Raw genomic sequence first — 12055 nt, forward strand, 5'->3', positions numbered from 1 at the left:
GGTACCCCCTAGACGGTTGCCCGGCGCACCGGGCCGCTCTCGACCAACCGGAACACTCGCTCCAAGCCGGCTCGACTAGCGTCGATCTGCTCGACAGCCTTCTGCCGCAATGGATCACGGACAGCCGGCGCATCGTCCCATACCTCCTGGATCGCGCGACCGAGATTGTCCTCGAGCGCGGCGTCGTTCAGATGTACCACTCGCAACCCGGTACCGAACATTTGGGCCAGTCCGTGGAACTTGTCGTCGTAGTACTCCGAGGCGGTAATTCCGACCGCAGGAATGCCTTGCGACAGTGCGAATACCGCTAGATGGTAGGCACTCGTTACAAGGAGCCTGCATCCGGCGACCTGGCGTGCCACATCGTGCGCGGTTCCGCCACGTCCGACCGGCGACACCGTCCTGGCCGCACCGGCCAGCAACGGCATGGTCCCCAGCCGATCCTCCGAGGCGTATTCGGAGATGATCAGTGGCACCACCCCCGCATCGCGCTCGACGGCCCGGTCCCGGACCACCCTGCCGAGCGTCGTCTGGGCGGCCGCGGTGACCTTCGAATAGTCGGCCACCCGCAGACACAGCCCGATATCGGTCCCGATCCGCGCGCCGCGCCGCCGGTAGCCGAATTCGACCGCGTCGTCGCCGGTGATCATGACCCGACTCGGCTCGACACCGAATCCGGTCAGTAGATCCGGGCCGCGGCGGCCTTCGCGCAGCGCGATGAAATCGGCGGACGGCAGCACCTCGGTGGCACGGCGCAGCAGCACTGGATCGCGCAGCGGCCCCAAACCCTGGCCGACCATCGCAGTCGGAATACCAAGCATCTGAGCGCGTTCGAGCAGGTTGATGGTGCGATTGGCCTGATAGCGGTCCACGTCGGTCATGTAGCCGCCGCCGAGCGCGAGCACAAGCGACGACTGTGCGATCGCGGCCGGGATCTCGACAGGAAATCCCTCGTCGGCGGCCTCGGCACCCAACTCATCTGGAGCACAGTGGGTGCGCGCGCTGGAACGCAGGGCGCGCAGCCGGTCTTTCGGACCGTCGGTCGCGGCGCGCCAGCGTAACGCCGCGGGGCCGAAGAGTTTTGTTCCCGCCGTTCGGGAAAGCCGCCCCTGCCAACTGCCCGAACCCCAGCACCACTCGGGTCCGCAGATCGGTTCCACTTCGGGCAGCAATGCCTGGAGTACAGCGGGTTGATGGGTCAGCACGCCGATGCGCGCATGCGGCCAGCGTTCTCGCAGCCGCTCGACGGTAACGGTCATCATGGCGACGTCGCCACGATTACGGAGCCAGTACTCGCCATTCTCGACAAGTACTCGAATATCTTGTTGGTCGATACCGGAACGATCTGCAACCGAATGCTCGGACCCCACTGTGTTGTCCTCCCGCCAGCGCCCCGCGGGTCGGTTCGTGCCGAACACGAACTCGCTGTGAAATCTACCGTACCCGCGGTGGGCGCGGCCAGATGTGACATACGTGCGGACGAACTTCGATCTGGCCCACCATGGAAGGCGCCGACGAAGCGGGCAACACCGCAGTTGATGCCCTGCTGGAGGCGGCGGGTTCGAGCGCACCGCATGCCCAATGGTTCATCCGCGGATCGATACCGGCTTTTGAGCCGCTGCGCCAGCAAACATCTCACCGAGCTCGGTCCTCCGCTCGTCGGTCGCTGACACAAGACTGCTCCCGCCGCTGGTAGATCTACTTCGGGTGCCCGCGATGCCCGAAGTCACCTAGGATGTTGCGCGGAAACCGAGTTCGTCAGAGGGGCTCGGATCAAGATCGCCAGCAACAGGGGGCAACGGTGACGGCACCGACTGGGCCGCTCCGCGTACATATGACAGGGTCCGAGTGGTTTGCGGCAGCGCCCGGCGGACTCAATCGGTATTTCACCGACCTGTTCGACGCACTCACCCGACAACCGAATGTCACCGTGTCCGCCACGGCCTTCGGCGCGGTGTCCGCGGATTCCGCCGAGAGCCTCCTCGGGGCCCGATCCTGGGGTCCGCTCGGCGGATCCACCCTGCGTCGCGCGCGCACGGCCTTCTTCGACCGCGCCGAACTGCGTCGAGCGACGGTGCTCGACCGGCACTTCTGTCTGTACGGACCCGCCGCGATCGATCGGCGCGGACGATTGCCGCTGGTCGTGCACTTCCACGGTCCCTGGGCCGCCGAGAGCAGGCTCACCGGTCAGAGCGAACTCGGCGCGAGGGCGAAATACCTGGTAGAGCGCCTGCGGTATGCCGGAGCCGACCGATTCGTCGTGCTGTCCAACCACTTTCGCGATGTGCTCAGCAACGACTATCGGGTGCCCGCCGAGCGGATATCGGTCATCGCTCCCGGTGTCGATCTGAGCCGCTTCCGCGCGACACCGATACCGGCTGCCGATAGTTCCGTCACCGGGCCCGCGCGGCGCACCGTGCTGTGTGTACGCAGGCTCGAACGCCGCATGGGCATAGCCAATCTGCTGCGCTGCTGGCCAGAGGTCCTCGACCAACATCCCGATGCCCGTCTCGTACTCGTCGGAACAGGAACGGCGGAGCAAGAATTGCGCGCACAGGCCGCCGCGCTGGACAGCAAGGCCGCCGAATCCATCGTCTTCGCCGGTCACATCGACGACACGCGACTCACCGAACTCTACGAGCAGGCCGAACTGACCGTCGTCCCGACTATCGCCCTGGAAGGATTCGGCCTGATCGCGTTGGAATCGCTCGCCGCGGGCCGCGCGCCCATCGTGACCGACTGCGGCGGACTCCCGGATTCGGTACAGGGACTCGACCCCTCGTTGATCGTGCCCGCGGGCGACGCCGACGCGCTCGGCGACCGAATCACCGCAGCGCTGCGCGGCATTCTACCCTCCCCTGCCGAATGTCGATCGCACGCAGAAACTTTCTCGTGGGATGTCACAGCGGCGCGGCATTCAGCGATGTACGAGGAATTAACGCATTGACGAAAGCCCTCTTCCTCGCGCACACCGCCGCACCCTCCGGCGCCGAACTCGCCACACTGCGGCTGCTGGCCGCGTTGCGGGAGCTCGGGCGCACCGAGGTCACGGCGATATTCACGGAGGATGGCCCGATGGTCGAGCGCATGCGAGCGCGCGGGATCGAAACCCGCGTGCTGCAAAGCGGATTCGACAGCCGCGCCATGACCATCGGATCCGGTCCCTTCCGCCTGCTCGCCGGATTCCTCGCCCTGCTACGTCTCGGCTGGACAATCGGCGCGACCGCGAAAAGCACGGGGACCGAAGTGCTGGTCGCCGAGAGCAGCAAAGCACTGGTGATGGGCGCGGTCGCCGCGCGCCGCGCGGGCATTCCGCTGGTCTGGCAGGTGCACGACCGCATCGCCGCCGACTACTTCGGCCGGGTGCCGACCCTCGTTCTGCACACTCTCGGACGACTGGTTGCCGCCGGCTATATCGCTAATAGCAAAACAACATTGGCGACACTCCGTACCGGACGTAGTCCCGCGATCGTCGCCTATCCCGGAGTCGAATTCGGCACCGATACCACCCCGGAGCACTGCGGCGACCAGCGCGAGCCCGAGGAAACGGTGGTCGCCGTCGTCGGCAGACTCAGCCCGTGGAAAGGCCAGGACGTGCTGCTGCGCGCCGCGGCCGCCGCGAAAGTGCGCCCGCGCCGGATCCTTCTGATCGGCGGCACCTTCTTCGACGAAGAGCCCTACCGCGCCGAATTGGAACAACTCGCGCACGACCTCGCGCTGCCGGTGACCTTCACCGGGCACGTCGAGGACCCCAACCCCCACCTGCACGACGCGGACATCCTGGTGCACTGCTCGGTCCTGCCCGAGCCGTTCGGCCAGGTCGTCGTGGAGGGCATGCACGCGGGCTGCGCGGTTATCGCCACAGGTCCGGGCGGCCCGGCCGAGATCGTCGAGCCGGGCGTCAGCGGACTGCTCGTGGACGGCGGCGACGAAAAGCAACTCACCGCCGCGCTCGACACCCTCATCGAGAATCCCGACCTGCGTACCCGCCTTTCGGCTGCGGGCCGGGCACGCGCCCGGCATTTCGATGTCGACGAATCGGCGCGCACCGTCGCCGATTTCCTCGACACCCTCACCCGACGCACCGACGCTGCGGGACACCAGAATCCGGAAAAACGGACTCCGAGTGTCGAACGGAACCCGCATGTCTGAGCGCGAAGAAGGCGAGGACCAATCCCTGCCGACCAACCAGCGAACGCCAGGCGCCCACCGCAAACACGGCGGCGGCAACGGCGGCGGCGCGCACCGCTCGCAGGGCATCGTCGCGGTGCTGCGCGATATCGGCCTGGTCACCTTCGGCAAATACGGGCAGTACGTCATCACCCTGGTGACCGTGCCACTGATCGCCAGGGTGCTCGGCGCACACGGCCTCGGCCTGCTCGCGATCGGCATGTCGTCGTACTTCATCGGATCGCTGCTCGTCGATCTCGGCATCACCTCCTTCCTCGCCGCGCGCGTTCACGACGCACACGACCGCGAACGCACCGCGCACATCAATCAACTGCGCGGTGACTACCTCGCCATCCGCTCGGCGATCCTCGGTCTCGTCGGCGCTACCCTGCTGATCAGCCTGGCGGCGGGCGCGTCGGATCAAGTGGAAATGCTGCTGCTCGGACTCTTCGCGGGTGGGTTCTGGTCGGTCTCCGAGGATTGGCTGCTGATCGGGCAGGGCAGATTCGGCTCGTCCACCGCCTATCAGGCGGTCGGGCGGGTCGGCTATCTCGTACTGCTCGTGGTCGTATTGCCGCGAATTCCCAGTGCCGAGATCGCGATGCTGTGCCTGCTCGTCTCGTCCATTCCCACCGTGATTCTCACCTGGTGGGACTCACTGCGGACCTTCGGTCCCCCCTCGCGGCCACGGCACTTCCGCGAGGTACTGCGCACCGGTGCGCCGGTTTTCGCCTCACGCCTGTTGGTCACCACCTACGGCCAGGGCGCCGCCGCGGTGTACGCCGCGGTACTGGACGCGGTCTCCCTCGGCCTGTATTCCGCGGGCGACCGGCTGGTGCGCGCCATCCAATCCACGCTGGACCCCATCGGTTTCGCGTTGCTGCCGCGGATGGCCAAGCGCAGCGCCGAGTCGGGGTTCTGGCGGCGCGCGCTACAGGCACTCTCGGCCTGCGTGTGTCTGGCCTGCATCGCCGTCATCGCCGTGTGGCTGGCCGCGCCCACACTGATCCATCTGGTTTTCGGCGACGAGTTCGCCTCGGCAGTCGGGCTATTGCGCGTCGAGGTCTTCATGCTGCCCGCCACCACCATCACTTCCTTCATCACCACCGCCTTGCTTCCGGTCCGCCAGGACACCACCGGCGTGCTGATCGGCGCGATTCTCGGGACATGCATCGCGGCCGTCGCGCTGGTCATCGCCTTCCGCACGCACTCGGTGTGGACGCTGGTCTACGGCAGTGTGATCGTCGAATGGACGGTCGCGCTCTGGTATCTGGCGCGCATCCGCGCCCTCATCACCCGCGAGCGCGCGCTCGCGGCCGCCGGAGCTCCGGCGGTCGTGCTCATGCGTGAGGAGAGACGGTCGTGAAAATCCTGTACGTCGGTGACGATTGGATCGGCAGCAACGCCCGCTCACTTGCCGACGGATTCCGGCAGGCCGGGCACGAGGTCGTCGTGATCGACTCCACCCCGGTCACCCTGCCGACCCGACTGTCACCACCCTGGGTCTACGCCAAGGCCACCCACCGGCGCGCGCCATGGGCGGTCGAGCGGGTGCACGCCGAGATCGACCGTGCCGCAGCCGATTTCCGGCCGGATATACTGTTCGCCTTCAAATCCGTACACCTCGACCAGCAGCGGCTGCTGGACACTCCCGCCCGTCTGCATGTGCACTACAGCCCCGACGACGTCGCCAATCCCGAGAACATCAGCCCCGAATATCTCGCGCACGAATCGAAATGGGACCTGATCGTCACCACCAAACAGCACAACGTCGCAGAGCTGCGCGATCGTGGCGCCCGTGCGGTGAGTTTCGTGCGCAGCGCCTACGACCCGGCCTGGCATCATCCCGCCGCGCGCCGCGGCGCCGGGCAATTCCTCGTCGGCTTCATCGGCGTCTGTCGCCCCGACCGTCGCGACGACATGGTCGCACTCGCCCGCACCTACGGTGACCGGATGCTGGTCCGGGGCCCTGGCTGGCGTCGGGTCCCCGAACTGCGCGCCACCGGCGCGGTGGTGGCCGGACCGGTGTACGGGCAGCACTATTCGGCGGTGATCGCCGATGTCACCGCCAATCTGGTGCTGCTCAACTCCGACAACCGCGATACCCACACCTGTCGAAGTTTCGAAGTGCCCGCGGCGGGTGGCCTGTTCGTCGGCCAGCGCACCGACGAGCATGCCGAGTTACTGCGCGACACGGTCGAATGTTTCCTGTTCACCGAATCGGCCGAGCTGCACGAGATCTTGACGTGGTGCGCGACCCATCCGGAGCAGGCGGCGGCGGTCGCGGCGGCCGGCCACCGCCGGATCGTCGAGGACGGCCACCGGTATGTCGACAGGGCACGCGAAATCATCGCCTCGATCGAACGACCCGCGCGCGCCTCGCCCGTCGGTGATACCCCGCGCACAGGTCACAACACGACACTTGTCGGTAACGCGCGGCGCCGCGCCGACGAGGCATAGTCGTGAGTGCCTATACCGAGATCGCGTTGATCGTGTGCGCGCTGGCCACGCTGGTGGTAGCGGCAGCGTGGGTTCCCGGTGTCACGCGGGTATTCGTGATCGCGCAGGCCGCCTTCTGGTCACTGTCGTATGTCGCTCGCCCGGTCGTCCTGCTGGTGGTCAAACCCGATCCGCACTACGGCGACAACGTGCCCGACCCCCGGCTCGCCGAATACGGCTACGACGACATCATCGCGCTGGTCCTGCGGCACGTGGTGTTCGGCATGTGGGTATACGCGGTGCTCATCGTCGGGTACGCGATCTGGTCGCGTCGGCGATCCTCGGCAGTCGGCGTCGCGCGCGAACCCGCGATCGTCGCCGACCCGGACTTCATCCCCGCCCTTACCGCCATCTACGTCGTGGGTGTCTTCGGACGCGGCGCGACGATGGCGGCGGGCGCCACCGGCAAGGCTGGCGATGTCGACAGCGCCAACCCGATTCTCAACTTCGTCGCCATTCTCGGCACGGTGGCCGCGCTCGGGCTGATCATCTTCGCAAGGCCCGCGCGACAGGCGACTACGGTGCTGCTGCTCGGCGGACTACTGGTTATGGAGCTGGGATGGACCGTGGTCACCGAATCCAAGACCCCCATTCTCGGCGCAGCGCTCGCGGTGGCGGTCCGGTTCGCGATCGTCGGGTGGACAAAGGGCAAGGCCGTCGGAGTGATGGTGATCGCGGTGCTCGGCATCGGCGGCTTCGGCTGGTTACAGTCGTTCAAATCTACGGAATTCGCGAAAAGTGAATCGGCACTTGCCAATTCGAGTTATCCGCCGACGGTCCAGCCGTTTCTCAGTATCCTGCGCCGCTTCGACTTGCTCGAGGCCGCCACTGACGCCTACTATCACGGCCCGGGCTTCTGGGTCGCGCCCGGCGAGGTAATCCAGCACGCCGCACTGACCCTCATTCCGACCCAGTTGCTCGGCGTCCAGAAGTTCCAGTCCGGTACCGCTTGGGCCAACGACGTTCGCGGCTCCTCGGTGGATATGACCACTGTCTCGGTGTCACTGGCCGAAGGCAATGTCAATGAGGGCTACGTCCTCGGCGGCTACACGGGCGTGGTGGTCTCGGTCGCCTTTACCTTCGTGCTGCTGCTGGCGTGGGCCAAGTCGCTGCACTCGCGTTACTTCCCCATCGTGGTGCTCGGCCTTGCCATGACCGGCGCTTCCGCGCTGTTCGAGCGCGGGATCCTCGGCAGCATGGAAGCCCTCGGCAAGTTCGTGCAGTCCGCCGTGCTCGCATGGCTCATCTATCTGGTGGTCAAAGAGTATCGGCGACGCGCCCTGCCCGGGCCGACGCCGCTCGCACCACCACAGGCAACACCAGTATTCATCGCGAAAAGAGGATCCGGGCAATGGGTTTGATCGACTATTGGCACATCGCGCGCAGGCGCTGGCTGATCATTGCCGGTGTGCTGCTTGTGTGCGTTCTCGCGGCGGCGGGCTATGCGCAAAGCCTGCCGACCACCTATGCCGCCTCCAGCAGTATGTATGTGTCGATGGCCACCGGAACCTCGGTGAACGATTCGTATCAGGGCGGCCTTGCGGCCCAGCAGCGCGTGCGCTCCTATGTCGATCTGGCCGCCAGCGCGACACTCGCCAAACGCACCATCGATGACCTCGGACTGAAGATGTCCATCGGTGATGTCCAGGGCAAGATCACCGCAACCTCGCCGCCGGCGACCACGATGATCATCATCACGGTCAACGACAGCAATCCGGTGCGCGCACGCGATATCGCCAACACCGTTGTCGCCCAATTCCGGCGCCTCATCGGCGAGCTCGAAACCATCGAGGTCGGCGCGGCCCCCGCGGCGCGCGTCGAGGTCATCGATCGCGCCGAGGTACCCACTGAACCGACCGGTCCGCAGAACACCCGGCTGCTCGCACTCGGGGTGCTCGCCGGTCTCGGCCTCGGCTGCCTGGCCGCCTACACCCGCGACCGCACCGACCGCAGGCTGCGTACGTCCAACGATCTCGAGGCTGTGCTCCCGGTGCCCATTCTCGCCATCATCGACTCCGGCCGCCCCGGCGCCGACGACGAAACCCGAAGGCTGCGTACCCGGCTGCTGCGCAAAGGCGAGGCGGCCACGATCATGCTGACCAGTCTGTCGGCCAAGTCGGAGTCCGAGGTCACCATGGCACTGGCGAAGGCATTCGCCGACACCGGCCGCCATGTGGTGCTCATCGATGCCGACACGTCGCATGCCGGACGCTCACAACCCTACAACTCGGAGCAATCCCCCGGGTTGGCTCGCGTACTGCGCGGCTCAGCTCAGGTCTCGGAGGCGCTGACCTGGTGGCAGCAGACCGGCGTCACCGTGTTGCCGCTCGGCGACGCCGACCCACAGACCTCCGATCTGCTTGCCTCCGACCGGTTCTCGGCCGTGATCGCTAAACTGCGCACCGATTTCGATCACGTCATCGTGCAGGCGGCCCCGATTACCCACGCGGCCGACGCCATCGCGATTGCTCCGCTGTTCGAACAGACTCTCGCCGTCGCACAGCTCGGTACCACCTCCTCCGCGCAGGTTCGCGGTGCGCTCGCCACCTACGGTGACGCCCCGCTCACCGGCGTTGTCGCCCACAGCGTTCCGAGTAGCTGGCTGCAGCGACTGATGGGGAGGCCGTAGGAATGCCCAAGGACGCCGTCGGTCGACGACGACTGCTCGCCGCGTCGCTGGGGGCCGCCGCGGCACTTCCGCTCGCGGCATGTGCCTCCTCCGATGTTCCCGCCACCCCCTACCGCTCGCCGAATGTCACCGACGCACCCGCCGCGCGTAATGTCCGTGACTTCGGCGCGGTGGGTGACGGCGTCGCCGACGACACCGCGGCCTTCGCCGCGGCGGCCGCGGTCGGCAACACCGCACTGGTGCTGTATCTGCCCGCCGGGCACTACATGGTGCGGTCCTGGCCGGAAATGTCGGACTATGCAACGGTTCTCGGCGATGGTGCGGACGTATCGATCATCGTCTGCGACACCGACACCACACTGATCAACCTCAGCAAGCGCAACCGAGTCCGTTTCGCTCGCCTCGGCATCTTCATGGCGGGGGCGCATTCCACCGCCGTCGTGCTTTCGGAGTGCTTCCGCTGCTCGTTCGACGCGGTGGTGATCCGCGGCAACCATCTCAGCGACAACCACCCGAGGTATCTGGAACAGCGCGGCGTCGTCCTCGAAAACAACACCGGCGGTACCGCATTCATCAACTGCGACATCAACAATTTCGGTGTCGGCATCGTCACCTCGTGCATCCAGAACTACGTCACCTCCTCCAAGCTGACCAGCAACTACATCGGAGTGCTCGGCACCGGCAGCGACCACAATGCCGGATTGGCCATGACGAACGTCGAGTTCGTCTCCGACAACGACCCGCGCACCACCGACAAGCACATCGCCATCGACGGTGCGGCCAACGACTGGTGGCTGACCAATGTCTGGTTCGAGGGCGCGGACATCGCGCTATCGGTCGGCCAGCGTGATCGCGGCGGACCCGCGCAGTTCGGCATGATCAACTGCAAGGTCGCCGCCCGCACAGTCGGCATCGACCTTGTCTATTGCCGTCAGCCCTATCTCACAAATGTGCAATTCGACGCCGACCTCGACAAGCCGCCGATCGAGCTGCGCATCGACCCCACGGGCTGCCCCGAGGGCACCGCCATCAACCTGATCTCCGGTTCCACCGATGAGCTGAACCCGGCGATGTTTCCCGACGCCTGGCACGTGATGGGCCGCAACAGCGTGCACTCTCCTCGATTCACCGGAACGATCGTCGGAAGGGCCGGGCGCGGCGATACCGACATCTTCCAGGCCCAGACCGCCGACGGAGCGGTGCGCTCGGCCGTACTGTCCAGTGGCGCATGGCTTTCCGATCATCCAGAGAGCGGGATTGTGCTCAAGGACCCGGCGGGCGGCTACTGGCGACTCTCGGTCGCTACCGACGGTGCAGTGAAAACAAGCTCGCTCGGCAGTCAGCGCCCCAGGGAGTGAGCCGTGACCGATCACCGACCCGCGTTGTCCGGAATCCGGCTGGGCCCTGCCATTCTCCACGGCGCTACCGTCGTGCTGCGGCCACCCCGGATCGGCGACTACGCACAGTGGCGGCGGATACGGTTGCGCGACCAGCACTCCATCGAGCCCTTCTGGACAAGTTCGCCGCTGGACTGGAACGACCGGCACAGCGGAAAGCAGTGGGTCCGTGAATGTCTCATGGTCCGCGCGCAGGCACGCGCGGGTCGGCGGCTGCCGACGGTGATCGAGATCGACGGCCGCTTCGCCGGGCAGATCGAGCTCGTCTCGGTCGAATCAGGCACCGGATCGGCCGAAATGGGATTGTGGGTGGATGCCGACGTGGCCAGGCACGGTTTCGGCGGGCTCGCGGCGTCGCTGATGCTGGACTTCGCTTTCGACGTGGCGCGCCTGCAACGGATCACCGCACCGATCTCGCCCGCGAACATCGCCACTTCCCGCGGCGCCGCACTGATGGGTTTCCGACGCGAGGCGATGATGACTCGCTATTTCGATGTCGGCGGCGCACGGCGCGACCACGAGCTGTGGGCGATCACCCGGGAGGCGGTCCCGCCGAACGGCTTCACCGCACGCTGGATCGACCGCTACGACACCGAACAGTCGGCGATGCCGATGCCGCCGGAGGTCCCGAGCATTTCCGAGAACGCGCCGGTGCCGCTTACCACGGTGCTCGTCGCCACCGCCAGGTATTACGCGGGCCGGACACTGCACATGATGGATCCGCTGCGGACGCCGAAACCCATCCGGCTCACCGACGCCGAGCATCCGGCACTGGTGCTGCGCAGCCGCAGGAGTGCGGACTGGGCGCAGTGGTGCGCAGCGCGCTTGCACAGCCGGGGCAGACTCGACCCACGACCGGGCGAACCGGAGGCAGCCTGGGCCGCACAACACTCCCGTTTCCGCTGGTGGCGTGAACTGCTCAGGGCCCGAACCGGTTTGCCGTCCTCGGGCGGACTGGTGCTGGCTATCGAGGTGGACAGCGGGTACCGCGGTGAAGGCAGGCTTTTCGATCTCGACATGTTCGACCACAACGCCAAAATGTTCGTATGGGCCGACACCACCTGCGACGAACAGACCCGGCTCGCGGCCACCCAACTGCTGCTCGACTACGCCTTCGCCGAACTCGGCCTGTGCCGGATCGAAACGGCCATCGAGCTCGACGATCACAACGCCGCAGAAGTCGCCGCGCGCGTCGGCATGATTCGCGAGGGGCGGATGCACTCCTATGTCGGCGCCACCGGCCGCCGGGCCGATCACGACCTGTGGGCGGTCACCACAGCAGCCGACCAGTCTTCGCGGGGACAAGTCCCAGAACCGGACGTACAGTGATTTCGAGATTCCATCGCACGCAAGCAGATCG

9 protein-coding genes are annotated in these 12055 nt (G+C 66.5%); 8 read left to right on the forward strand and 1 reads right to left on the reverse strand.

Annotation, left to right across the window (positions count from 1 at the left end; genetic code table 11):
* Window positions 1–8 precede the first annotated feature (8 nt).
* Window positions 9–1418 carry a polysaccharide pyruvyl transferase family protein gene (locus tag ACLMAJ_RS05475; protein WP_412012367.1) on the reverse strand — a complete coding sequence of 470 codons (1410 nt, stop codon included), beginning with the start codon at window positions 1416–1418 and terminating at the stop codon, window positions 9–11.
* Between the two features lie 416 nt (window positions 1419–1834).
* Here ACLMAJ_RS05475 and ACLMAJ_RS05480 point away from each other — a divergent pair, with 416 nt between their 5' ends.
* The 8 genes from ACLMAJ_RS05480 to ACLMAJ_RS05515 are packed head-to-tail and all read left to right on the forward strand — an operon-like array spanning window position 1835 to window position 12024.
* Complete coding sequence (locus tag ACLMAJ_RS05480) at window positions 1835–2947, forward strand: glycosyltransferase family 4 protein (RefSeq protein WP_412012520.1); 1113 nt, start codon at window positions 1835–1837, stop codon at window positions 2945–2947.
* Complete coding sequence (locus ACLMAJ_RS05485) at window positions 2944–4152, forward strand: glycosyltransferase family 4 protein (protein WP_412012368.1); 1209 nt, start codon at window positions 2944–2946, stop codon at window positions 4150–4152. Before ACLMAJ_RS05480 ends, ACLMAJ_RS05485 begins: the two co-directional genes overlap by 4 nt.
* Window positions 4145–5536 carry a lipopolysaccharide biosynthesis protein gene (locus ACLMAJ_RS05490; RefSeq protein ID WP_412012369.1) on the forward strand — a complete coding sequence of 464 codons (1392 nt, stop codon included), beginning with the start codon at window positions 4145–4147 and terminating at the stop codon, window positions 5534–5536. The genes ACLMAJ_RS05485 and ACLMAJ_RS05490 overlap by 8 nt, the downstream gene beginning before the upstream one ends.
* The gene (locus ACLMAJ_RS05495; protein WP_412012370.1) at window positions 5533–6630 is read left to right on the forward strand and encodes a CgeB family protein; all 1098 of its coding nucleotides are present in this window, start codon (window positions 5533–5535) and stop codon (window positions 6628–6630) included. Before ACLMAJ_RS05490 ends, ACLMAJ_RS05495 begins: the two co-directional genes overlap by 4 nt.
* 2 nt (window positions 6631–6632) lie before the next feature.
* On the forward strand, window positions 6633–8030 hold the full coding sequence (locus ACLMAJ_RS05500; protein ID WP_412012371.1) for a hypothetical protein: 1398 nt from the start codon (window positions 6633–6635) through the stop codon (window positions 8028–8030).
* Window positions 8021–9298, forward strand: coding sequence for a tyrosine-protein kinase domain-containing protein (locus tag ACLMAJ_RS05505; protein ID WP_412012372.1), 1278 nt, complete (start codon window positions 8021–8023; stop codon window positions 9296–9298). Before ACLMAJ_RS05500 ends, ACLMAJ_RS05505 begins: the two co-directional genes overlap by 10 nt.
* A gap of 2 nt (window positions 9299–9300) precedes the next feature.
* Entirely contained in the window at window positions 9301–10656 is a 1356-nt protein-coding gene (locus ACLMAJ_RS05510; protein WP_412012373.1) for a glycosyl hydrolase family 28-related protein, read from the forward strand.
* 3 nt (window positions 10657–10659) lie between these two features.
* The gene (locus ACLMAJ_RS05515; protein ID WP_412012374.1) at window positions 10660–12024 is read left to right on the forward strand and encodes a GNAT family N-acetyltransferase; all 1365 of its coding nucleotides are present in this window, start codon (window positions 10660–10662) and stop codon (window positions 12022–12024) included.
* The last annotated feature ends 31 nt before the right edge of the window (window positions 12025–12055 follow it).

It is taken from the genome of Nocardia arseniciresistens (assembly GCF_046764875.1).
GTDB lineage: Bacteria > Actinomycetota > Actinomycetes > Mycobacteriales > Mycobacteriaceae > Nocardia > Nocardia arseniciresistens.